The organism is Lentzea sp. NPDC036955 (genome assembly GCF_055608005.1).
On the sequence record NZ_JBVJRC010000005.1, the window covers coordinates 256,890 to 277,939 of the forward strand.

Annotated in this window: 28 protein-coding genes; 14 read left to right on the forward strand and 14 right to left on the reverse strand. The window is 70.8% G+C overall.

What is annotated here, in order from left to right; all coding sequences use genetic code 11:
- The first annotated feature begins 19 nt into the window (after positions 1–19).
- Both ACZ7CF_RS18455 and ACZ7CF_RS18460 read left to right on the forward strand, forming a co-directional pair.
- Positions 20–346: a YnfA family protein gene (locus ACZ7CF_RS18455; protein ID WP_360395996.1), complete on the forward strand. Its 327-nt coding sequence runs from the start codon at positions 20–22 to the stop codon at positions 344–346.
- A 10-nt stretch (positions 347–356) separates the two neighbouring features.
- A complete protein-coding gene (locus tag ACZ7CF_RS18460) occupies positions 357–791 on the forward strand; it encodes a limonene-1,2-epoxide hydrolase family protein (protein ID WP_470370093.1) in 435 nt (144 codons plus the stop codon).
- Here the strand turns inward: ACZ7CF_RS18460 and ACZ7CF_RS18465 are convergent.
- Both ACZ7CF_RS18465 and ACZ7CF_RS18470 read right to left on the reverse strand, forming a co-directional pair.
- The gene (locus tag ACZ7CF_RS18465; protein WP_470370094.1) at positions 773–1,966 is read right to left on the reverse strand and encodes a C40 family peptidase; all 1,194 of its coding nucleotides are present in this window, start codon (positions 1,964–1,966) and stop codon (positions 773–775) included. The two genes, ACZ7CF_RS18460 and ACZ7CF_RS18465, sit on opposite strands and share 19 nt — an antisense overlap.
- Positions 1,963–2,289, reverse strand: a complete 327-nt coding sequence (locus ACZ7CF_RS18470; RefSeq protein ID WP_360396001.1) for a type VII secretion target — start codon at positions 2,287–2,289, stop codon at positions 1,963–1,965. The genes ACZ7CF_RS18465 and ACZ7CF_RS18470 overlap by 4 nt, the downstream gene beginning before the upstream one ends.
- Before the next feature lie 91 nt (positions 2,290–2,380).
- Between ACZ7CF_RS18470 and ACZ7CF_RS18475 the strand changes: the two genes are divergently transcribed.
- The gene (locus ACZ7CF_RS18475) at positions 2,381–2,917 is read left to right on the forward strand and encodes an SMI1/KNR4 family protein (RefSeq protein ID WP_360396003.1); all 537 of its coding nucleotides are present in this window, start codon (positions 2,381–2,383) and stop codon (positions 2,915–2,917) included.
- Here the strand turns inward: ACZ7CF_RS18475 and ACZ7CF_RS18480 are convergent.
- The 3 genes from ACZ7CF_RS18480 to ACZ7CF_RS18490 form a co-directional block, all read right to left on the reverse strand.
- The gene (locus tag ACZ7CF_RS18480; RefSeq protein ID WP_360396005.1) at positions 2,880–3,404 is read right to left on the reverse strand and encodes a VanZ family protein; all 525 of its coding nucleotides are present in this window, start codon (positions 3,402–3,404) and stop codon (positions 2,880–2,882) included. The genes ACZ7CF_RS18475 and ACZ7CF_RS18480 overlap by 38 nt on opposite strands.
- A gap of 77 nt (positions 3,405–3,481) precedes the next feature.
- A complete protein-coding gene (locus tag ACZ7CF_RS18485; protein WP_470370095.1) occupies positions 3,482–5,659 on the reverse strand; it encodes an FtsX-like permease family protein in 2,178 nt (725 codons plus the stop codon).
- Positions 5,656–6,342, reverse strand: coding sequence for an ABC transporter ATP-binding protein (locus ACZ7CF_RS18490; protein ID WP_360396008.1), 687 nt, complete (start codon positions 6,340–6,342; stop codon positions 5,656–5,658). The genes ACZ7CF_RS18485 and ACZ7CF_RS18490 overlap by 4 nt, the downstream gene beginning before the upstream one ends.
- Before the next feature lie 109 nt (positions 6,343–6,451).
- Here ACZ7CF_RS18490 and ACZ7CF_RS18495 point away from each other — a divergent pair, with 109 nt between their 5' ends.
- The 3 genes from ACZ7CF_RS18495 to ACZ7CF_RS18505 all read left to right on the forward strand — a co-directional run bounded on the left by ACZ7CF_RS18495 (position 6,452) and on the right by ACZ7CF_RS18505 (position 8,806).
- Entirely contained in the window at positions 6,452–7,582 is a 1,131-nt protein-coding gene (locus ACZ7CF_RS18495; RefSeq protein ID WP_360396010.1) for a sensor histidine kinase, read from the forward strand.
- Entirely contained in the window at positions 7,579–8,208 is a 630-nt protein-coding gene (locus ACZ7CF_RS18500; protein WP_360396012.1) for a response regulator transcription factor, read from the forward strand. Before ACZ7CF_RS18495 ends, ACZ7CF_RS18500 begins: the two co-directional genes overlap by 4 nt.
- A 391-nt stretch (positions 8,209–8,599) precedes the next feature.
- Positions 8,600–8,806 (forward strand): helix-hairpin-helix domain-containing protein, encoded by a 207-nt coding sequence (locus tag ACZ7CF_RS18505; RefSeq protein ID WP_470370096.1) that lies wholly within the window; start codon positions 8,600–8,602, stop codon positions 8,804–8,806.
- Positions 8,807–8,810: 4 nt separating this feature from the next.
- On the opposite strand, the gene ACZ7CF_RS18510 is transcribed toward ACZ7CF_RS18505, so the two are convergent.
- From ACZ7CF_RS18510 to ACZ7CF_RS18535, 6 genes are all read right to left on the reverse strand, one after another.
- Positions 8,811–9,674: an aldehyde dehydrogenase family protein gene (locus ACZ7CF_RS18510; protein WP_470370097.1), complete on the reverse strand. Its 864-nt coding sequence runs from the start codon at positions 9,672–9,674 to the stop codon at positions 8,811–8,813.
- Positions 9,667–11,094: an aldehyde dehydrogenase family protein gene (locus ACZ7CF_RS18515; RefSeq protein WP_470370098.1), complete on the reverse strand. Its 1,428-nt coding sequence runs from the start codon at positions 11,092–11,094 to the stop codon at positions 9,667–9,669. The genes ACZ7CF_RS18510 and ACZ7CF_RS18515 overlap by 8 nt, the downstream gene beginning before the upstream one ends.
- Positions 11,095–11,097: 3 nt before the next feature.
- Positions 11,098–12,054: a deoxyribose-phosphate aldolase gene (deoC, locus tag ACZ7CF_RS18520; protein WP_360396019.1), complete on the reverse strand. Its 957-nt coding sequence runs from the start codon at positions 12,052–12,054 to the stop codon at positions 11,098–11,100.
- 101 nt (positions 12,055–12,155) lie between these two features.
- The gene (locus ACZ7CF_RS18525; protein WP_360396021.1) at positions 12,156–12,800 is read right to left on the reverse strand and encodes a DUF1707 SHOCT-like domain-containing protein; all 645 of its coding nucleotides are present in this window, start codon (positions 12,798–12,800) and stop codon (positions 12,156–12,158) included.
- A gap of 19 nt (positions 12,801–12,819) precedes the next feature.
- Positions 12,820–13,014: a hypothetical protein gene (locus ACZ7CF_RS18530; RefSeq protein ID WP_360396023.1), complete on the reverse strand. Its 195-nt coding sequence runs from the start codon at positions 13,012–13,014 to the stop codon at positions 12,820–12,822.
- A 171-nt stretch (positions 13,015–13,185) separates the two neighbouring features.
- Positions 13,186–14,178, reverse strand: a complete 993-nt coding sequence (locus ACZ7CF_RS18535; protein WP_470370099.1) for a Gfo/Idh/MocA family protein — start codon at positions 14,176–14,178, stop codon at positions 13,186–13,188.
- Between the two features lie 100 nt (positions 14,179–14,278).
- Here ACZ7CF_RS18535 and upp point away from each other — a divergent pair, with 100 nt between their 5' ends.
- Both upp and ACZ7CF_RS18545 read left to right on the forward strand, forming a co-directional pair.
- The gene (gene upp, locus ACZ7CF_RS18540; protein ID WP_470370100.1) at positions 14,279–14,902 is read left to right on the forward strand and encodes a uracil phosphoribosyltransferase; all 624 of its coding nucleotides are present in this window, start codon (positions 14,279–14,281) and stop codon (positions 14,900–14,902) included.
- Positions 14,903–14,997: 95 nt separating this feature from the next.
- Complete coding sequence (locus ACZ7CF_RS18545) at positions 14,998–16,296, forward strand: glycoside hydrolase family 18 protein (protein ID WP_470370101.1); 1,299 nt, start codon at positions 14,998–15,000, stop codon at positions 16,294–16,296.
- A gap of 101 nt (positions 16,297–16,397) precedes the next feature.
- Here the strand turns inward: ACZ7CF_RS18545 and ACZ7CF_RS18550 are convergent, their stop codons facing one another.
- On the reverse strand, positions 16,398–16,997 hold the full coding sequence (locus ACZ7CF_RS18550; RefSeq protein ID WP_360396031.1) for a TetR/AcrR family transcriptional regulator: 600 nt from the start codon (positions 16,995–16,997) through the stop codon (positions 16,398–16,400).
- A 56-nt stretch (positions 16,998–17,053) separates the two neighbouring features.
- Here ACZ7CF_RS18550 and ACZ7CF_RS18555 point away from each other — a divergent pair, with 56 nt between their 5' ends.
- The 4 genes from ACZ7CF_RS18555 to ACZ7CF_RS18570 are packed head-to-tail and all read left to right on the forward strand — an operon-like array spanning position 17,054 to position 19,053.
- Complete coding sequence (locus tag ACZ7CF_RS18555) at positions 17,054–17,260, forward strand: ribbon-helix-helix protein, CopG family (RefSeq protein WP_053737502.1); 207 nt, start codon at positions 17,054–17,056, stop codon at positions 17,258–17,260.
- A gap of 32 nt (positions 17,261–17,292) precedes the next feature.
- On the forward strand, positions 17,293–17,679 hold the full coding sequence (locus tag ACZ7CF_RS18560; RefSeq protein WP_360396033.1) for a type II toxin-antitoxin system death-on-curing family toxin: 387 nt from the start codon (positions 17,293–17,295) through the stop codon (positions 17,677–17,679).
- A 34-nt stretch (positions 17,680–17,713) separates the two neighbouring features.
- Positions 17,714–18,091, forward strand: coding sequence for a MerR family transcriptional regulator (locus ACZ7CF_RS18565; protein WP_360396035.1), 378 nt, complete (start codon positions 17,714–17,716; stop codon positions 18,089–18,091).
- 47 nt (positions 18,092–18,138) lie between these two features.
- Positions 18,139–19,053, forward strand: a complete 915-nt coding sequence (locus ACZ7CF_RS18570; protein ID WP_470370287.1) for an aldo/keto reductase — start codon at positions 18,139–18,141, stop codon at positions 19,051–19,053.
- Between the two features lie 70 nt (positions 19,054–19,123).
- Here ACZ7CF_RS18570 and ACZ7CF_RS18575 read toward each other — a convergent pair whose 3' ends face one another.
- Both ACZ7CF_RS18575 and ACZ7CF_RS18580 read right to left on the reverse strand, forming a co-directional pair.
- Positions 19,124–19,573 carry a flavodoxin family protein gene (locus ACZ7CF_RS18575; protein WP_470370102.1) on the reverse strand — a complete coding sequence of 150 codons (450 nt, stop codon included), beginning with the start codon at positions 19,571–19,573 and terminating at the stop codon, positions 19,124–19,126.
- An 11-nt stretch (positions 19,574–19,584) separates the two neighbouring features.
- On the reverse strand, positions 19,585–20,049 hold the full coding sequence (locus tag ACZ7CF_RS18580) for a hypothetical protein (RefSeq protein WP_360396047.1): 465 nt from the start codon (positions 20,047–20,049) through the stop codon (positions 19,585–19,587).
- Positions 20,050–20,069: 20 nt separating this feature from the next.
- On the opposite strand from ACZ7CF_RS18580, the gene ACZ7CF_RS18585 reads away from it, so the two are divergent.
- Together ACZ7CF_RS18585 and ACZ7CF_RS18590 are read left to right on the forward strand one after the other, a co-directional pair.
- A complete protein-coding gene (locus ACZ7CF_RS18585; RefSeq protein ID WP_470370103.1) occupies positions 20,070–20,693 on the forward strand; it encodes a class I SAM-dependent methyltransferase in 624 nt (207 codons plus the stop codon).
- 21 nt (positions 20,694–20,714) lie between these two features.
- The gene (locus ACZ7CF_RS18590; RefSeq protein WP_360396051.1) at positions 20,715–21,050 is read left to right on the forward strand and encodes a hypothetical protein; all 336 of its coding nucleotides are present in this window, start codon (positions 20,715–20,717) and stop codon (positions 21,048–21,050) included.

The window sequence follows — 21,050 nt, forward strand, 5'->3', positions numbered from 1 at the left end:
TACTGCGACAGTGTGCCGCATGATCCTGCGTTCGGTCGCGTTGTTCGCACTCGCCGCCCTGCTGGAGATCGGCGGTGCCTGGCTGGTCTGGCAGGGCGTCCGGGAGGACCGCGGCTGGTTGTGGATCGGCGGCGGGGTGATCGCGCTCGGCGTCTACGGCTTCGTCGCCACGCTGCAGCCGGACGCGAACTTCGGCCGCATCCTCGCGGCCTACGGCGGTGTGTTCGTGGCCGGGTCGCTGGCCTGGGGCATGGTGCTCGACGGGTACCGGCCGGACCGCTACGACGTCACCGGCGCGCTGATCTGCCTGGTGGGCGTGGCCGTGATCATGTACGCGCCTCGCTAACGTTCCGGGCGTGACGAACCCGAGCGACGTTGTCCTGGCGCTGCTGCGCGCCACCGAGACCCTCGACGAGAACGCCGTCGTGCGGCACATGGGCGACGGGGTGGTGTGGCGGAACATGCCGTTCCCGCCCGCTCGCGGCAAGAGGACGGTCGCCCGGCACCTGCGGCTGATGAACAGGGCCGTCACCGGCGTCGAGGTCCGCGTCCACCACATCGCGGCCAACGGCGGCGTCGTGCTCACGCAACGGACCGACGTCGTCCGGCGCGGCGGGTTCGAGGCGGCGTTCTGGGTGTGCGGCACGTTCGTCGTGAAAGACGGCAAGGTCGTGCTGTGGCGCGACCACTACGACCACGCGTACGTCGCGGGTGCCTTCCTGAAGGGCCTGGCCAAGCTCGGCCTCGGCGCCCTCAGGAAGGCGCTGTCCGGTCAGCCCGTCGGGCGGTAGAACCCGTAGAACGACATGCCGGAGTTCGTCGTGCGGATCGGCTGCACCTGCACGGGGTCACCGGCCTCGACCATCTGGCCGTTGCCGATCACCATCGCGACGTGGCCGTCCCACACCACGAGGTCGCCGGGCAGCACCTGGCCCGGCGGCACCGAGGCGCCCATCGCCTGGTCGCAGGCGGGCCGCGGGATGTCGAAGCCCGCGCCCTTGTAGGCCCACTGCGTCAGGCCGGAGCAGTCGGTGCCCTGCGGCGGGTTCGCGCCGCCCCACACGTACGGCGTGCCCAGCGCGGACAGCGCGTTGCGCACGGCCATCGCCGCGGTCTCGTTCGGCGCCTCGGCGCTGCTGCCGTCGGGCAGGTTCACGCCGACGCCGTCGCCGGGCTGCGGCGGGATCGCGACCGGCAGCCGCGGGCCGGAACCGCCGCCGCCACCACCGTTGCCGCCGCCCCCACCGCCGCCGCCTCCGCCACCACCGCTGCCGGAGCCACCGCCGCCGCCACCGCTCGAACCGCCGGAGCCGTTGCCGTTGCCGGACGGAGCGGCCTCCTGCTTCGGGGAGTCGGAGACGCCCGACGTCGAGGTCGAGCCGTCGTCACCGCCCAGCGGCTCGCCGAGCTTGCCGAGAGCGCCGGTGTCGGGTTTCTGCATGCCGTTCAGCTGGCCGACGAGCTGGGTGAGCTGCTCGCGGACCTTCTGCAGCTCGGCCGTGGTCTTCGCCTGGTAGCCGCTGGCCATCCCGGCCAGGTCGGCGAGCGCGGCCAGCACGGCGCCGGGGCCCGCGACCAGGCTGGCGGCCACCGCGGCGGCGAGCCGCGGGGTGGCTTTGGCGGTGAACTCGTCGATGAGGCCCTGGATGGCGGTGCGACCGCCTGTCACGGCCGAGACGCCGGCCGAGGCCACCGTCTTCACCGTCGAGGCGTTCTGCACGAGCACGTTCGTGGCCGCGGCGAACGTCGCCACGCGGCCGGTGAACGCGTTGGCCTTGTCGCCGGACCACGTGTTCAGCACCGCGGTGGAGACCGAGCTGTGCCGGCCGCCGAGGTCGGCGAGCGCGGTCTGGGCGCGGTCGAACGCGTCACCGGCCCGCTGGGCACCGCCGGTGTCGCCGTCCAGCTTCGCCAGGTCCTGCTTCATGGGCGCGATGAACTGGCCCAGCAGCCCCTCGACGCTCACGTGCGGGCCGCCTTGTTCAGCGCGGCGGCGTTCGCGTCTTCCTGCGCGATGTAGGCCTCGCGGGCCTTGGTGACGGCGGTGCCGAGCCCGGACAGCCCCGTGGACGCCGCTTTCAGCGCGTCCAGCTGCACCTGTGCGGCCTGCTGGAAGGCCGCGCTGAGCCCGACCTCGTCGCCGATCTTGCCGAAGCAGTCGCCGGGCAGCGCGGTGGTGCCGCTCAACGTGCCGGTGCCGACCGTGCCGATCTCGTTCGCCAATCCGCTGACCGCCGACGCATATCCGGTCAATGCGTCGAGATCGACCTTGAGACCCTGTTCTGCCATCTGAAGCCGCTTCCCCCGGTGTGACCTGTTCGCGTTGATCCTGCCCCGATGAGCGGTACCTCGCCCGTCGTTCCGCCAAGATCATGGAACAGTGGGTGTCATCGAGCACTGGAACCGGATCCTGGCATGGCTGGCGGAACACGCTCCCGCTACCCGAGCCGTGCTCCGTCCGAGGTACGACGCACTGCCTGAGCTGAGGGTTCCCGACGACCTGCAGCTGTGGTGGAGCGTCTACGGCGGAACGGACCCCGACCTCTTCGCCGAGATCCTGCCGCCCTTTTACACACCGCTGGGTGCTGAACGGGCTTTTGTGCTGAGGGAAACCCACGTCAAGAAGCCGGCGGATTCTTCGGAAGCGGGTTCGCCGACGATCGGATTCCACTCGGAATGGCTTCCGATCGCGTTCGACGGCACCGGTGACGTGCTCGCCGTCGACCTCCGTCCCGGCGTGCTGCGCGGCTGCGTGGTCGAGTGGGACAAGGACCGCAACGAGATGTCCAAGCCGGAGTGGACGTCGATCGTCGAGATGTTCGACCAGGTCGCCACGGCACTGGAGACGCGCAGCGCGATCGGGCACTGCACGGCCGAGGTCAACTCCGCTGGTGAGCTGGGCTGGCGGACCAGCTGACCCGGTCGGCGACACCGGTCCAGACCTTCACCGCGGCCACCGCGCAGAGCCACCCGAGCGCGGTGCCGGTGGTGTTCGCGACCAGGTCGTCCACGTCGAAGATCCGGTTCGCCCACAGGAGCTGCGAACCCTCGATGACGAGCGAGACGCCGCAGCCGATGAGCGCCGTCTGGCCGATGGTGCGCTTGCCCCAGAACATCAGCATCGCGCCGAGGGGCACGAACAGCAGCACGTTCAACGTCATCTGGTCGAAGGCGATCCGCCCGTCGCGGAGCGTGTCGGCGACCCACTGGAACGGGACCAGCTGCACGGACTGGCGCGGCGGCACGGTCTGCAGCGGCAGGAACGTCGCGGCGAACAGCATGCTCGCGTAGCCGGTGACGAGCGCGCTGCGCCAGGTGAGCTGGCGGAAGAACAGCTGCGGCGCAATGAAGACCACGGAGAGGAAAAGGCCCCACTGGATGCTGGCGAGCTGTGCATTCGTCATGAATCCAAAGTAGGAAAACGGCCCTCCGCGCACATCGCGCTGAGGGCCAGTTCCCGCCTCGTACTTCCGGCCGAGTGCTACTCCGCCGCGTAATCCCGCGGGCTGATGCCGCGTAGTACCGGGCCGCACGCCAACGCCGCTACCAGCGCGACCACCACTCCGACGGCGACCGGTGCCACCACCCACGGCGTGAGCGGCATTTCCCCGTGACCCACCAGTCCGCGCGCCAGGACGAGCAGTCCGAGACCCACGGCGACTCCCGCCCCGCACGCCGCGATGGTGACGGCGAACACGGGAAGAACCACTTCCCGGCGCAATGCGCGACCCAGCACGCGAATCGGCGTTCCGGCCGCTGTCAACGCGCCGAAGGTGCGCCTGCGGTCGATCACCGAACCGGCCGCCGCCACCGCCGCGCCGATGCCGCCGAGCACCGCCGCGATCGACAGGCCGATGACCGTGGCGCGCCGGAGGTCCTCCATCAGCGTGTCGCCGTAGAGGCCGCGCTGCTCACCGTCGGCAAGCCGCGCGCCGGGCAACGTGCCGACCAGTGCCGTGTGCACGACCTCGCGGTTCTCCGCCGTGGTCGGCACGCCCACCATCGACACCCGGCCCGCCAGCTGGGGCAGCACCTCCGGGTCGATCACCGCGAAGATCCGGCCCGCGCCGGTGAACGCCCGCGTCTCGTACCGCCGCGGCAGCGGCACGGTGACCTCGTCACCCGGCCCGGCGGTGCGGAACCGGTCCCCCTGCAGCTCCTCGGGGGCGTAGACGGCCGGGCCCGGCCGGCAGTCCAGGCCGGTGAGGACCGTCGCGACCTCCGCGCACCTGCCGACGACGACGTAGTGGCCGGAGCGGCCCTCCTCGCCGTCGCTCACGAACCCGTCGAGCATCGGCACGACCGGCGCCGAGGTGGCCGCGCGCAGCGGTCCGAGGTCGCTCGACACCTGCTCGGCGACGATCGCGCCCCCCTGCCACGTCGCGTCGCGGAACGGCACCTGGCTCTCCAGGCCGGGCAGCATCGTCAGCGCCATCGAGCCGGTGAACACCGCTATCACCACGCCTGCCGAGCCGCGGAACGCCGCCACCGGGTCACCGGCGAGCCTGCGCCCGGCGAGCAACGTCGACGGCGTGCGCCACCGGCCCACGAAGAACCGGCCGACCTGCGCCGTGAGCACCGGACCGGCCAGCACCAGCGCCAGCGCCACCGCGCCGAGCCCGAGCAGCACCACGGTGAACTGGCTGTCGCCACCGGCCTGCTGCGCGTAGACGACGCCGAGGAAGAACACGCCCAGCGCGACGGCGATCGACACCAGCCGCCACGACCGCACCCGCCGTTGCTCCTCCGCGGCCAGCGGGCGGTTCACCACGCGGCGCAGGCCCATGATCGCGGCCGCGATGACCAGCACCGGTGCCAGCAGGGCCACCGCGGCGACCACCGCGGTCGAGGGCACGAAGTCGCCGGGGTACCAGGTCCCGCCCTCCCACGGGATCTTCGCGGTCAGGTGGCTGAACGGCTGGGCCGCCAGCACGCCGAGCACGCTGCCGACGACGGCACCGACCGCGGTCTCCACGGCCGTCATCACGACGACCTGCCCCGGTGTCGCGCCGGCCAGCCGGAGCGCGGCGAGGCGCCGTTCCCGTTTCGCCGCCGTCAGCCGCGCGGCCGAGGCGACCAGCACCAGGCACGGCACCACCAGCACGACCAGGCCGACGCGGGTGAGCAGGTAGAGCATGCCGTGGTGGTCGTCGCGGTAGGAGCCCGCCGCGTTGCGCAGCGCGTCGGTGCTGAACCCGTTCACGCCCGCGCGTCCGACGACGGCGACGAGCTCACCGGGGTGCTTGAGCGCCTCCGGCCCCAGCACGCCGGCGACCGTGCCGGGGAAGCGGTTGCCGAGTTCCTCGGCCGGGTGCGCGCGCACCAGGTCGGCCAGCGCGGGGGACAGCAGGACCTCGCCGGCCTCCGGGAACCTGCCGAGACCGGCGGCGACCGGCACGTCACCCGGCTCGTTGCGGGAGACCTCGAACCGCTCGACGAGCTGCCCGCGGAACGAGTCGGTGGTGTGGTCGACCGTGATCCGGGTGCCCTGGTTCACCGCGTCCCGCCACGCGGTGCGGTCGGCGCGCGCCTGCAGTCCGTTCGGTGCGGCGACGAGCCACAGCACCAGCGACACCGCGATCATCACGCCGAGCGCGACCAGCACGGTGGCGACCTGGCTGCGGCGGTCCCTGCGCAGCACCGCGAGCGCGATCCTCATGCCGGCACCTGACCGCGGTTCGGAACGGCGATGCGGCCGTCCTGGATGTCGACGACCCGGTGGGCCCGGTCGGCGATCGCCTTGTCGTGCGTGACGATCACGACAGCGGCGTTCGTCTCCCGCGCGGCCTGCAGCAGCGCGGTCATCATCTCCTGCCCGGTGCGGGTGTCGAGGGCACCGGTCGGCTCGTCCGCGAACACCACCCGCGGCCGGTGCGCCAGCGCCCGTGCGATGGCGACCCGCTGCGCCTGGCCGCCGGACAGCTCACCGGGCCGCCGCTGCTCCATGCCCTGCAGGCCCAGCCGCGCGAGCCACAGCCGGGCCGCGCCGAGCGACTCCTCGCGCGAGCGCCCGCCGAGCAGCATCGGCAGCGCGGCGTTCTCCTCGGCCGTGAGCTCGGCGACGAGCATGCCGGACTGGAACACGAACCCGAACGCCGTGCGCCGCAGCTCGCTGCGCCCCGTCTCGCTCAGCTCCCCGATCGCGCGCCCGTCGAGGAACACGTCACCGCCGTCGGCCCGCAGGATTCCGGACAGCACGTGCAGCAGGGTCGTCTTGCCGGAACCGGACGGGCCGACCACGGCCAGCACGTCACCTGGCGAGATGTCGATGTCCACCCCGGCGAGCGCGTGCACGTCGCCGTAGGTCTTGACGAGGCCACGAGCGGCCAGAACCGAATTCATGGTGCTGACGGTGCCGGGTCCGCGCCGGGGAAACCTCAGCCTTGACGACACACCGGATCAGCCGGATGACCGAGGCCGGAACGGTTCGGTGGTCCTACCGTTGTCTCCCGTGGACAGTCATCGGGGCCAATGGCCGATCGCCGCCGGGCTCGCGCTGCTGATGCTCGCCGAGCTCATCTTCATGTCGGGGCCGACGAGCTCGCAGGCCCTGGTGTGGCTGCTCAGCGTGCCGCCCTGCATCGCGGCGGTGGCGTCGTTCAGGTCCCGCGCCTTCACCATCCCGGTGACCGTGGCGTCGATCTTCGTGGCGTCGTTCGTGGTCCGGCTGTTCGACGTGAACCTGCCGACGGTCCTCAGCCCGCTCACCGTGGCCGAGACCGCCGCCTGCCTGGTGCTCACCGCTGTGGTCGTGCGCGAGGAACCCCGCCGCTCCGCCACCTGGTCGGTCGGCTCGCTGATGGCCGTGAGCGTGTTCGCCGCGATCATCCGCGACAACTGGCTCGCGTCCTACAACTACAACGAGGTCCTCGGCTCCCTCGTCCTCGGCTTCCTCGCCGTCGGCACCGGCCTGTACTTCCGCGCCCGCGACTCCGAGAGCGGCCGCCTGATCGCCGCCGCCGTCACCGACGCGCAGAAGGAGGAGCGCATCGTCCTGGCCCGCGAGCTGCACGACGTCGTCGCCCACCACGTCACCGGCATGCTCATCCAGGCCCAGGCGGCGCTGGAGGTCTCCGACGACGACCCGCGCGCCGCCCACCGCCTGCTGCCCGGCATCGTCCGCAGCGGCACGGAGGCCCTCGGCGCGATGCGCCGCCTGGTCGGCACCCTGCGCCAGGGCGAGAACGACGTGGCCACCACCGACCTCGCCGCCGACGTGATCGCCACCGTCGAACGCACCCGCGAGCTCGGCTTCACCACCCGCCTGCGCATGGACCTGCCCGAGGTCGTGCCCCCGGAGCTGGGCCGCTCGGTGCTGCGCCTGGTCCAGGAGTCCCTGACGAACGTGCACAAGCACGCCGAGTCCCCGACCGCGGTCGACGTCGACATCTCCCGCACCCCCGCGGGAGCACTGCGCGTGGTGGTCGCCGACGACGGCCGCCCCGGCGAGCTGAACCAGGGTGGGTACGGTCTGGTGGGCATGCGTGAACGCGTCGACCTGCTCGGCGGCCTGTTCTCCGCCGGCCCGCGCGAGAACGGCTGGCAGGTGCTCGCGGAACTGCCACTGGAAGGAACCAAGTGATCTCGGTCCTCATCGCCGACGACCAGGAGATGGTCCGCGTCGGGTTTCGGATGATCCTGGAGAAGCAGCCCGACATCACCGTCGTCGCCGACGTGCCCGACGGCGTGACCGCGGTGACCGCCGCCAGGGAACTCCAGCCGGACGTGGCGCTGCTGGACATCCGCATGCCCGGTCTCGACGGGCTGGAGGTCACCAAGAAGCTGTCCGTGACCTCGACCAAGGTCGTCGTGGTGACGACCTTCGACCTGGACGAGTACGTGCACACGGCTCTGGAGAACGGCGCTTCGGGATTCTTGACCAAGGACGCCGGGCCCGCGCTGCTGGTGGAGGCCGTGCGGGCGGCAGCCGCCGGGAACGCGCTGATCTCGCCGCAGGTGACCGTGCGGATGCTGGAGCACTTCGCGCGGCCCGCGTCGCGGCCGGACCTCGGGCTGCTCACGGCTCGGGAGCAGGACGTGGTGCGGGAGGTCGCCCGCGGGCTGTCGAACCAGGAGATCGCCGGGGCGTTGTACCTGTCGTTGTCGACGGTGAAGACGCACCTGGCGTCGGTGCAGACGAAGTTGAACGTGAAGAACCGGGTGGGGATCGCTTCGTGGGCCTGGCGGGCGGGGCTGGTGAACTCCTGAGCCGTCGCGGCTGTTCCTGGGGCTCGTCGGCTGTTCCTGGGGCTCCGCCCCAGACCCCGACACTCCCAAAGAAGCCGCCGGCGCCGTTCGTGGGTTGATGGCACGCCTGTTGCTTTGTGCGGCTGCCGGTTGCGTTGTTGGTTGCGTTGCGGTGGGCGTCTGCCCCGCCTAGCGCACCAGAGCGCGCCAGACCTGGGGAGGGATGTCAACCGGGCGAAGAGCGTGCCCGGTTGACATCCCTCCCCAGGCCCGGCAGGACGATCGGAGCGCTAGACGGGGAAGCCACCCACCGCGGAACCGCCCGAGGAAGAGCTCTGGACGCCTCGCCTTCGGCTCGGTCACGAACGCGAGCCTTCGGTTCGACAGGCGTCCACAACGCCAGAATGTGGCCATGAGCGAACAGCTTGAGACCGAGTTCCCGCGTGCCATCGGCAAAGTCGCCACCCGTGAGCTGGCCGCCCACGGCTACACCACGTTCGACTCCCTCACCGAGGTCTCCGCGAAGACCCTGCTGAGCATCCACGGCGTCGGCCCGAAGGCGGTCCGCATCCTCGGCGAGGAGCTGGCGGCGCAGGGCAAGACCTACGCCGCCGGCTGAGGTCTCACACCCCCATCGGGTGCCAGACCGTCTTCGTCTCCAGGTACGCCCGCAACCGGGACAGGTCCGGCTCGCGGGTGAAGTCCTCGTCGGGCCGGATGCGCAGGACCCGCTTCACCGTTCCCGCGGCCGACCGTTCCAGGTCCGCGCGCAGCGACTCGGGGGCGCCGGTCAGGTCCAGCGCGTTCACGTCCGCGTGCGAGGCGAGCCACGGGGCGATCTCCGCCGTGTGGCCGGTGATGATGTTGACGACGCCGCCGGGCAGGTCGCTGGTGGCCATCACCTCGGACAGCGTGATCGCCGGGAGCGGGCGGTCCTGCGAGGTGATGACGACGCAGGTGTTGCCGGAGGCGATCACCGGGGCGATGACCGAGACCAGGCCCAGCAGGGACGACTGCTGGGGGGCCAGTACGGCCACCACGCCGGTCGGTTCCGGGGTGCTGAACGAGAAGTACGGGCCGGCGACCGGGTTCGAGGAGCCCAGGACCGCGGCGATCTTGTCCGTCCAGCCCGCGTACCAGACCCAGCGGTCGATGGCGGTGTCCACGAGGGACTGGGCCTTCTTCACCGCGACGCCCTCGGAGACGGCGACCTCGGTGGTGAACTGCTCGCGGCGGCCCTCCAGGACCTCGGCCACCCGGTACAGGACCTGGCCGCGGTTGTAGGCCGTGGCGCCGGACCAGGGGCCGAACGCCTTGCGGGCCGCGGTCACGGCGTCGCGGGCGTCCTTGCGGGAGCCGTGGGCGGCGTTGGCGAGGAAGGCGCCCTTGGTGTCGGTCACCGGGTAGGAGCGGCCCGACTCGGAACGCGGGAAGGCGCCGCCGATGTAGAGCTTGTAGGTCTTCGCGACCGAGATGCGATCAGACATCGAGGTAGGCCTCCAGACCGGTGCGGCCGCCCTCGCGGCCGAAGCCCGACTCCTGGTAGCCGCCGAACGGGGCGGTGGGGTCGAAGCGGTTGAACGTGTTGGACCACACCACGCCGGCGCGCATCTTCGACGCCATCCAGAGGATGCGCGAGCCCTTCTCGGTCCACACGCCGGCCGACAGGCCGTACGGGGTGTTGTTGGCCTTGGCCACGGCCTCTTCCGGGGTGCGGAAGGTCAGGACCGACAGCACCGGGCCGAAGATCTCCTCACGGGCGATGCGCATCGCCTGCGAGACGTTGGAGAACACCGTCGGGGCGAAGTAGAAGCCCTTGTCCGGCAACGGGCACGAGGAGGTCCAGCGGACCGCGCCCTCGGCCTCGCCCGACTCGGTCAGCTCCTGGATCTTCGTGAGCTGCTCGCGGGAGTTGATCGCGCCGACGTCGGTGTTCTTGTCGAGCGGGTCGCCGACGCGCAGCGTGGACACGCGGGCGTGCAGCTTCTCCAACAGCTCGTCGGCGACGGACTCCTGCACGAGCAGGCGGGAACCGGCGCAGCAGACGTGGCCCTGGTTGAAGAAGATGCCGTTGACGATGCCCTCGACGGCCTGGTCGAGCGGGGCGTCGTCGAACACGATGTTCGCCGCCTTGCCGCCGAGCTCCAGGGTGAGCTTCTTCGCCGTGCCGGCCAGGTTGCCTTGGATGATCTTGCCGACCTCGGTCGAGCCGGTGAAGGCGACCTTGTTCACGTCCGGGTGCTCGACGAGGGTCGCGCCCACGTCACCGGCACCGGGGAGGATGTTGACGACGCCCGGCGGCAGGTCGCACTGCTGGATGATCTCGGCGAGCACCAGCGCGGTCAGCGGGGTGGTCTCGGCGGGCTTCAGCACCACGGTGTTGCCGCAGGCCAGGGCCGGGGCGATCTTCCACGCGGCCATCAGCAGCGGGAAGTTCCACGGGATGACCTGACCGGCCACGCCCAGCGGGCGCGGGTCGGGGCCGTAGCCCGCGTACGAGAGCTTGTCCGCCCAGCCCGCGTGGTAGAAGAAGTGCGCGGCGGCCGTGGGGACGTCGACGTCGCGCGACTCCCTGATCGGCTTGCCGTTGTCCAGCGACTCCAGCACCGCGAGCTCGCGGCCGCGTTCCTGGATCTGGCGCGCGATCCGGTAGATGTACTTGGCGCGCTCGGCACCGGGCATCTTCGACCACACGCGGTCGTAGGCGCGGCGTGCGGCCGTCACCGCGGTGTCCACATCGGACTTCGACGCGGTGGAGACCTCGGCCAGCACCTCCTCGGTGCCGGGGTTGATGCTCTTGAGCGGTTCGCCGGAGCCCTCGACGAACTCGCCGTCGACGAACATCCGGTAGTTCGGCTTGAGGTTCGCGATGGCCCGCGACTCGGGCGCGGGGGCGTATTCCCACATGTGTCAGTCCACCGTCACGTAGTCCGGGCCGCTGTAGTGGCCGTCCAACTGGGTCCGCCGCTGCATGAGCAGGTCGTTCAGCAACGTCGACGCGCCGAACCGGAAGAGGTGCGGGTCGAGCCACTCGGGGCCGGCCACCTCGTTCACGGCCACCAGGTACTTGATCGCGTCCTTGGTCGTGCGGATGCCACCGGCGGGCTTGACCCCGCGCAGCTCGCCGGTCTGGGTCTTCCAGTCCCGCACCGCCTGCAGCATCACGTGCGTGACCGGCAGCGTCGCCGCGGGCTGCACCTTGCCGGTCGAGGTCTTGATGAAGTCGCCGCCGGCGAGCAACGCGAGCCACGAGGCGCGGCGGACGTTGTCGTAGGTCACCAGCTCACCGGTCTCCAGGATGACCTTGAGGTGCGCGTCCCCGCAGGCCTCCTTGACCTTGACGATCTCCTCGAACACCAGCCCGTAGCGGCCGGAGAGGAACGCGCCGCGGTCGATCACCATGTCGACCTCGGCGGCGCCCTGCTCGACGGCGAACCGGGTGTCGGCGAGCTTGACGTCGATCGTGCTGCGGCCGCTCGGGAACGCCGTCGCGACGCTGGCGACGCCGATCCCGCTGCCCTGCAGGCCGTCCACGGCCGTCTTCACCATGTCCGGATACACGCAGACAGCGGCGACCTGCGGCACGTCCGGCCGCTCCGGGTCGGGCCTGCGGGCCTTCGCGGCGAGCGAGCGGACCTTGCCGGGGGTGTCGGCGCCTTCGAGCGTGGTCAGGTCCACCATGCTGATCGCCAGGTCGATGGCGTGCAGCTTGCTGGCCTTCTTGATGCTCCGCGTGCCGAGGCCCGCGGCTCGTTGCTCGACGCCGACCTGGTCGACGCCGGGAAGGCCGTGCAGGAAGCGCCGCAGCGACGATTCGTCGCGCACGGCGTCCGCCAGGGCCGACGGCAGTGTCGTAGGAGCAGCCATGGTCCGGAGTCTAGGCGGAATGGGACGCCCGTCCTAAGTGAGCGGGTTCGCGCAGGTCAGCGCCGTTTGCGACAGCTTCGGGCCCGCTGTCGGGGCCGATGTCAGTCCAGGAGCTCGCGCAAGATCTTGGACTTCTTCTTCTTGGGTCCCTTGACCTCGACCCCGCCCATGATCGCGAGCCCGGTGACCCGCACGGTCGGCGCGCCGGGGATGTACCGGCGGCTCGGCGCCTTGTCCTCGAACCCGCCCAGGAGCCCGAACCCGTCGACCTTCACGTTGATGTCGTCGGGCACGCGCACCTCGACCCCGCCCCAGAACGCGAAGACGCTGATCGTGACCTCCTGCTCGGCGAACCGCGCGTGGGTCAGGTCGAGCTCGACGCCACCCATGACGGCCACGGCGTTGTGCAGCCGCGGCACCACCCAGTCGCCCTTGCGGTTGACGCCGGACCAGAACGCCACCGACACGGCACTGCCGGGCTCACCGCCGACGCGGTGGTCGACAGCGGAGTGGTGCTGCGGTCCCACCGCGGGCTGCGGCAGCCCGTTGAGCACCAGGTCGGCGGTGATGGGAGCGAGCTCACCGTAGGTCTTGGCGGCGTAGACGGCGGTCAGCCGCTCGTCCAGCTCGTGGATGTCGAGGCGCCCCTCAGCGGTCGCCTCGTGCAGCACCTGCGCGATCCGTTCCCGGTCCGCGTCCGAGGCGCGCAGGTGACTCTGGTCAGCCGGTACCAGCTCGTCGCTCACCCGATCGAGTCTAGAACCCTCACTTGCGGTTCGGTGCGTACTTGACCGTGATCGCGAAAGCCGCGACCAGGAGCAGCGCGAGACCGCACGCGAGGGCCGGCTCGTGCAGCCACAGCCGCGGCAACGCGCCGATGAGCACCCCGAGGGTGACCGACACGACCAGGATGAGCAGCGGCGACTCACACCGCTGCCGGACGGGCTTCTGCTCGATCATCACCGTTCACACCTCCGCGTCTTGTCTGGACTCCAAGAACTTCGGAGGTGCGGAGCGGGTTCTTGACTCCCGGAACGGGTGGGGCAGGACCCTGATCAGGTGGTCCGCCGGTCGCTCTCCTCGACGGGGCGGGCGAGGCGGGCGGGCGGACGAGGTGGGCGGGGCGGGAGCTCAGGCGCTCGGCCGGCGCACCGGCAGACCGGCGGCCCGGTAGACCGCGTCGATCACCGCCATGTTCCGCACCGCGTCGTCCGCCGTCGTCGGGAACGGCTTGCCGTGCAGGACCGCGTCGGTGAACGCGTCGAGCTGGTGGGCGTAGGTGGAGCGGCGGCCGAACGTCTCCACCGAGCGCCTGTCCTTGAGCCGCAACGACAAGCGGTGGGCGAGCTGCGGGCCGAGCGGGTTGAGCACGGTCAGCACGCCGTCCTCGCCGACGGCCCTCATCGACAGCTTGAGGACGGTGGCCGACCACAGCGAGGCGTGCACGGAACCCGTGTGGCCGGAGGGGAAGCGCAGGGTCGCGCGCATCGCCCGGTCGATCGCCGGGGCGCGCAGCAGGGCGTGGGCGGAGCGGACCGCGGGCTCCTCGCCGCCGAGCAGGCGGGCCATGTGCACTGCGTAGCAGCCGGCGTCCATCATCGCGCCGCCCGCGAGCGCGTAGTCGTAGCGGATGTCGGAGAACACCGGCAGCGGGAAGCAGACGGAGGCCTCGACGTGGCGCAGCGGGCCCAGCACACCGGACCGCACGATCTCGGCCGCGCGCTGGGCCAGCGGGTGGTAGCGGTAGTGGAAGGCCTCCATCACCACCAGGCCGGAGGCCTCGGCGGCGGCCGCGACGGTGGCGGCTTCGGCGGCGTTGGCCGTGAAGGGCTTCTCGCACAGCACGTGCTTGCCGGCTTCGAGGGCGGCCAGGGTCCAGCGGCCGTGCAGGCCGTTGGGCAGCGGGTTGTAGACGGCGTCCACGGCCGGGTCGGCGAGCAGGGCCTCGTAGGAACCGTGCACGCGGGCGATGCCGTGCCGGTCGGCGAACGCCTGCGCGCGGTCGGTGGAACGGGCCGCCACGGCGACCACCTCGGCGGCGGTCGAGGAGCGGGCGGGGCGGATGACAGCGGTCGGCGCGATCCTGGCCGCGCCCAGCACTCCGATGCGCACGTGGTCCGTCACGCGGCTGACCCTACACCCGCCGAGTTAACGGTGTTCACGACGGCGGCCTGGTCCACTCTGGACACCTTGCCGGGTTCGCCCAGCGGTTACGGTGTCGGGCATGGACGTCCTCGTCGTCGATCACCCGCTCGCCAAGGCGAGACTCACCACCATGCGCGACGCGCGCACGGACAACGCGGCGTTCCGCGCGGCGTTGCACGAACTGACCGTCATGCTGGTCTACGAAGCGATGCGGGAGGCGCCGCTGAAGGAGGACCGCACGCACACGCCGGTCGCGCGGACCACCGGCTTCAGGCTCGCGAACCCGCCGCTGCTCGTGCCGGTCCTGCGGGCCGGGCTCGGCATGGCCGACCAGGCGCACAAGCTGATCCCCGACGCGCAGATGGGGTTCGTGGGGCTCGCGCGCGACGAGGAGACGTTGCAGCCGACGCCGTACATGGAGTCGCTGCCGGAGGACCTCGCCGGGCGGCCGGTGCTCGTGCTCGACCCGATGCTCGCGACCGGTGGCTCGATGGCCTACACGATCCGGCTGCTGATCCAGCGCGGCGCGACGGACGTGACGGCGGTGTGCGTGCTCGCCGCTCCCGAGGGCATCAACCACCTGGAGGACTCGAACCTGCCGGTGCGCCTCGTCACGGCGTCGGTGGACGAGCGGCTGAACGACTCCGGCTTCATCGTGCCCGGCCTGGGCGACGCCGGTGACCGTCTGTACGGGGCGGTTTAGGACATACCTCCGATCGGACGTAGCAATGGTCTAGACCTCAGGCCTATCGTGCTGTGGACCGCATCGCCGCTGCCGCGATCTGACTGAGGAGTCACATGTCCAGACGGAGATGGGGTGTCGCCGCACTCGCGGTCGGCGCCCTGTCCGCGTCGCTGGCTTCCGCGCCCGCGAACGCCGACGTCGAGACCAACGGGCACCACGGGTACTCGAAGACCCGCACGGTCGGGTACTTCATCCAGTGGGGCGTGTACGACCGGAACTTCCGGGTCAAGAACCTCGTGGACAGCGGGGCCGCGGCCCGGCTCACGCACCTGAACTACGCGTTCGGGTTCCTCGACGAGTCGGGCAAGTGCGTCAGCGCCGACCCGTGGGCGGACTGGCAGATGCCCCACACCGCCGAGCAGTCGGTGAGCGGCAAGGCCGACGAGGCCGGTCAGGTGCTCATGGGCAACCTGAACCAGCTCAAGCAGCTCAAGGCCAAGTACCCCGGGTTGAGGGTGAACATCTCCCTGGGCGGCTGGACGGGGTCGCGGTACTTCTCCAACGCCGCGCTGACCCCCGAGTCGCGCGCCGCGCACGTCAAGTCGTGCACCGACATGTGGATCAAGGGCAACCTGCCGGGGCTGCCGGAGGGCGCCGCGAAGGGCGTCTTCGACGGCGTCGACCTCGACTGGGAGTGGCCGGCGAGCGAGGGCAACCCGACGCCGCCGAACGTCGTGCGCCCCGAGGACAAGCAGAACTTCACCAAGCTGCTCGCCGAGTACCGCAAGCAGATGGGCTGGAACCGCGACCTCACCGCGTTCCTGCCGGCCGACCCCAGGCAGGTCGACCGGGGCTTCGAGGTCGCGAAGGTGTTCTGCTACCTCACCTTCGGCACCTTGCAGGGCTACGACTACCACGGTGCGTGGGACGCGGCGGCGAACCAGCAGTCCGCGCTGCGCGTGCCCAAGGGCGACCCGTCGGAGTTCGAGTTCAGCTCCGAGGTGACGGTGAACGCGTGGCTCTCGCGCGGTGCCCCGCGCTCCAAGGCCGTGCTCGGCGTGCCGTTCTACGGCCGCGGCTGGGACGGCGTCGCACCCGGCACCCGCAACGGCCTGTTCGGCACCGGTGTGCCCGCGCCCGCCAAGTACGAGAACGGCTACGAGGACTTCCACCGCATCAAGGCGAAGCTCTCCGAACCCGGCAACACCTACAAGGTCCACCGCGACGAGCGCGCGGGCTTCGCGTGGATCTACGACGGCAAGACGTGGTGGACCTACGACGACGCGACCGAGATGAAGCGCAAGGCCCGCTTCATCAACGACCGCCGCCTCGGCGGCGCGATGATCTGGTCGCTCGACGGTGACACCGCGAACGGCGAGCTGATCAAGGCGCTGGACGGCGCCCTCAGGTAGACGCCGCACCACAGGCGAACTGTCCCGTTGGGACAGTTCAGCGGGTCCGGGGAGGTTTCGCGGCGGCCGCCTCCCCGGATTCCGTCATTTCCGCGACGGGATCACTTCCGCGACGGGGTCTCCGCCAGCCAGCCGCGGCCGTGCGCGCGCAACGCCAGCTCGTACGTGGCGGCGGCGTCCACTCCGCGCGGCAGGTTCCCGTTGAGCTCCAGGCTCACCAGCCCGTGCGCGATGCCCCACATCGACATCGCGATCTGCTCGGGGTCCTCGTCCCGGTAGACGCCCAGCTCGATCGCCCGCCGCACCGCGTTGCGCACCGGCGCGAACGTCCGGCCGGCCGCGCGGCTCATCTCCTTCGTCGGCTCGACGACCTTGGAGTACAGCACCGAGTAGAACCGCGGGTCCGCGAGCGCGCCGCGCCGGTAGGCGAGACCGATCTGCAGCAGGTCCTCCGCCGGGTCGTCGGTGGTCGGCACCGCGGCCAGGTTCGCCCCGAACCGGCTGAACGCCTCGTCGTGGAGCGCTTCCAGCAACGCCGGCTTCCCGCCGAAGAGGGAATAGACGGCGGTGGTGGAGGTGTTGACGTCGGTGGCGATCCTGCGCAGGCTCACCGCGTCGGGTCCCCTGGTGCTGAGCAGCTCGCCCGCCCGCTCGAGCAGACGCCGGCGCAGTGCGTCGTCGTGGGTCTTGGGCCTGGGCATCACGCAATCCTAATGGCCCCTGGCCTGAGTGGTATCACATTGGTACCGTGCCGGGAATGGCGATGACCTTGCGGTTGACCGAGGAGGAGAACCTGCGGCTCGCGGAGCTCGCGGCGGCCGAGGGGCGCTCCAAGCAGGAGGTCGTGCGGTTGGCGATCGCGGATCGTTACCAGCGCATGCAGCAGGAGGAGAAGCTGGGCGAGGTCCTCGGGAGGGTGCTGCCCAAGTACCGAGGTCTTTTGGATAGGCTCGGATCTTCCTGAAACTGTCGGACGTCTGTGATCAACTGGGTGCTGTGATCTCCTACCTCGACGCCGGGGACCTCTTGGTGCTGGCCACGGCTGTGACCGGTGGTGACCTCGTCGTGAGGGACATCGGGCTGCTGGACACGGCGGCGTACCGCCCCCGAGCGACCGTGCTCGGCGTGGAGGCGTACGACACGCTGTGGCTGAAGTCGTCCGCACTCCTCGACTCGATCGTCCGCACCCGCCCTCTCGTCGAGGGCAACTGGCGGCTCGGCTGGGTCGCCGCCGTCACGATGTGCGACATCAACGGCTACTGGATCGACGCCGACGAGGACGACGCGCTCGACCTCGTCCGCGCCCTCGGCCGGGACAAGATCGACGTGGCCGAGATGGCTGGCCACCTCCAGGCGTGGGGGCTGCCCAAGGATTCCGCTTGACCTAGAGCGCACTCCAGGTCTTAGCGTCGATTTCGTGAGTTACTCGATAGCCCAGGCCGCGCAGCGCAGCGGGTTGTCCATCGACACCCTGCGCTACTACGAACGAATCGGGCTCGTCGACCCGCCCGCCCGCGACTCGGGTGGCCGCCGCGTCTACTCGGAGGAAGACCTCGGCTGGCTGGCCTTCGTGACCCGCCTGCGCACCACCGGCATGCCGATCCGCATGATGCGCGAGTTCGCGCAGCTCAGGCACCGCGGCGAGCACACGGCGGGCCGCCGCAAGCAGATCCTCGTGGAACACCGCACCGACGTCCGCGCCCGCATCGCGGAGCTGCAGTCGTGCCTCGAGGTGCTGGACTACAAGATCGACCACTACGCCGTGGTCGAGAGCGATTTGGAGGCGACGGCGTGACCCGTCAGCTCGGTTCACTGGAGGTCGGGCCGCAGGGGCTCGGCTGCATGGGGATGTCGGAGTTCTACGGTGCCGGCGACGACACCGAGTCGATCGCGGTCATCCACCGGGCCCTGGAGCTCGGCGTGACGCTGATCGACACGGCCGACATGTACGGCCCGCACACCAACGAGGAACTGGTCGGCCGCGCGATCGCCGGCCGCAGGGACTCGGTGGTGCTGGCCACGAAGTTCGGCATCGTCCGCGACGGCGACCGCCGCGGCGTGCGGGGCGACCGCGCCTACGTGCGGCAGGCGGTCGAGGGGTCGCTGAAGCGGCTCGGGGTCGACGTGATCGACCTCTACTACCTGCACCGGGTGCCCTCGGACACGCCCATCGAGGAGACCGTCGGGGCGATGGGCGAGCTGGTGGCCGAGGGCAAAGTCCGCCACCTGGGCCTGTCCGAGGCCGGCGCCGAGACGCTGTGCCGCGCCCACGCCGTCCACCCGATCACGGCGCTGCAGAGCGAGTGGTCGCTGTGGTCGCGCGACATCGAGGCGGAGATCGTGCCCACCGCACGCGAGCTCGGCATCGGCCTGGTGCCGTACTCGCCGCTCGGCCGCGGCGTGCTGACCGGCCGGTTCGCCTCCTCCGCCGACTTCGCCGAGGGCGACTTCCGCGCCGCGAACCCGCGGTTCTCCGGCGCGAACCTCGACGCGAACCTGAAGATGGTCGCCGACCTGCGCGCCCTGGCCGACGAACGCGGCGTCACCGCGGGCCAGCTCGCGCTGGCGTGGGTGCAGCACCGCGGGTCCGACGTCGTGCCGATCCCCGGCACCAAGCGGCTGAAGTACCTGGAGGAGAACGTCGCGGCGGCCGCCCTGGAGCTGTCCGAGGCCGACCTGGCCGCGATCGAGGCCGCCGTTCCGGCGTCCGCGGTGGCCGGCGACCGGTACCCGGACATGAGCTCGATCGGCCGTTAGAACACCTGTTCGAATCCATCCCCAGGGTTGTCCACAGGGTGGGGACAAGTGGCTGTGGACAACTCTGGGGTCATGTGGACAACTGGGCCGCGACGGTGGCCCCGAGCTCCCAGCACGCCTCCAGGTCGGCCTTGCCCGGCTCGCCCGTGACGACCACGTGCTGGGCCGCCTTCACCCAGTCCAGGCCGGTCGTGGCGGTCTCCACGCTCCTGACCGCACCGGTCGTGTCGTTGTTGCCGTGCACATAAAGCCCGAACGGGCGACCGCGCGTGGAGTCCAGGCACGGGTAGTACACGGTGTCGAAGAAGTGCTTCAGCGCACCGCTCATGTAGCCCAGGTTCGCGGGTGTGCCCAGCAGGTAGCCGTCCGCTTCCAGGACATCCACAGCGGTTGTGGACAACGCGGCTCGGCGCACCACTTCCACGCCCTCCACCTCGGGGGTGGTGGCGCCGGAGACGACCGCCTCGAACATCGCCTGCAGGGCGGGCGAGGGCGTGTGGTGGACGATCAGCAGCCTCATGGCGGTCAAAGCTATAGCCAGTCGCCGTCGGGGTCGGTCGGCTCCGCGGTGTCCACGCCGATGGCCTGGAGCTGCTCGGTCGTCACGACCGTTCCGTCGTCCGGCTTGGCCAGTGCGAGGATCTCCACCGTGAGGTCGACGAGCCGTTCCTGCGTCCGCTCGTGCAGGGTGGCCAGCTCGACGCACCTGTCCATGACGTCCGTGCCTTCGAACCGCTTGACCAGCAGGCCGCCCTCCAGCACGCCGGAGAGCGGGTGGCGGTTGCCGCGGTAGGAGTACGCCACGCTGCGGAAGAAGAACTTCAGCAGCTGGTCGTCGTTCAGGTCGAAGCCGAAGAGCTGCTTCAGGCCGCGCAGCAGTTGCCGGTGGTAGGTCTTCATGCGGGCGTACAGCGACTCGGGGTCCACCTCGTGGTGCTCCGGCACCGGATACGCCTCGAGGTAGGCCAGGGCCAGGTCACGCCGGGTGTACTCCATGCGCGGCAAGATAGATGACCATGACCCGTGTCAGCTACGACATTGTTGCGGCCAGCTACGCCCGGCTCCTCCCCGACGCCCACGACGGCCGCCCGTTCGACGCCGCGATCACGCGCGCCTTCGCCGAGCTGGCTGCGGGACGGGTCGGTGACCTCGGCTGCGGCACCGGCCGCATCACCCAGCACCTGCACGAGCTGGGCCTGGACGTGTTCGGCGTCGACCTCTCCGACGGCATGCTCGCCCAGGCCAAGCAGCACCACCCGCACCTCGACTTCCGGCAGGGCGACATCACGGCGCTCGACCTGGCGGACGAGAGCCTCGGCGGCGCGGTCGTCTGGTACTCCACGGTGCACATGCCGGCGCAGGACGTGCCGTGGCGGGAGTTCCACCGCGTGCTCAAGCCCGGCGGATACCTGTTGCACGCGTTCAAAGCGGGTGACGAGAAACGGCACCTCGACCACGCGTACGGCCACGATGTGGATTTGGACGTCTACTGGCACGACGTCGACGAGACCGTGCGCAACGCCACCGCGGCCGGGTTCAACGAAGTGGCCAGGCTCGTGCGTCAGAGGGGTGTGGACGAGGCAGGGCCGCAGGCGTTCCTGGTGTTGCAACGCAACCCCGCGGCCGGGAAGACGTCCTAGAAGGTGTACACAGGAGGGACCATGAAGACCACCGCCCTATTGACCACGAGTCCTCGACAGCGTCGCATCACCTGGGGTTTCGGCCTCGCGATCGGCATCGGGATGATCGGGATCGGGCCCCTCTTCGCGTCGCTGTGGCCGGGGTTCGACCACAGCCCGTGGGACGTCAACACGATGTTGCTCGGACTCGGCGTGGGGCTCTGCTCGGTTGCCTACATCTTCGGCCGGATCGCGGTCGCGGCCGTGACGGAGGGACGCCGCACCGCGGTCGCCCCGCCGACCAGGAGGGCCTACTGGGTGGCCGGCGGGGGTTTCGCCCTCGCGGTGCTGTGCCTGCTGATCGCTCTCGCCGGCTGA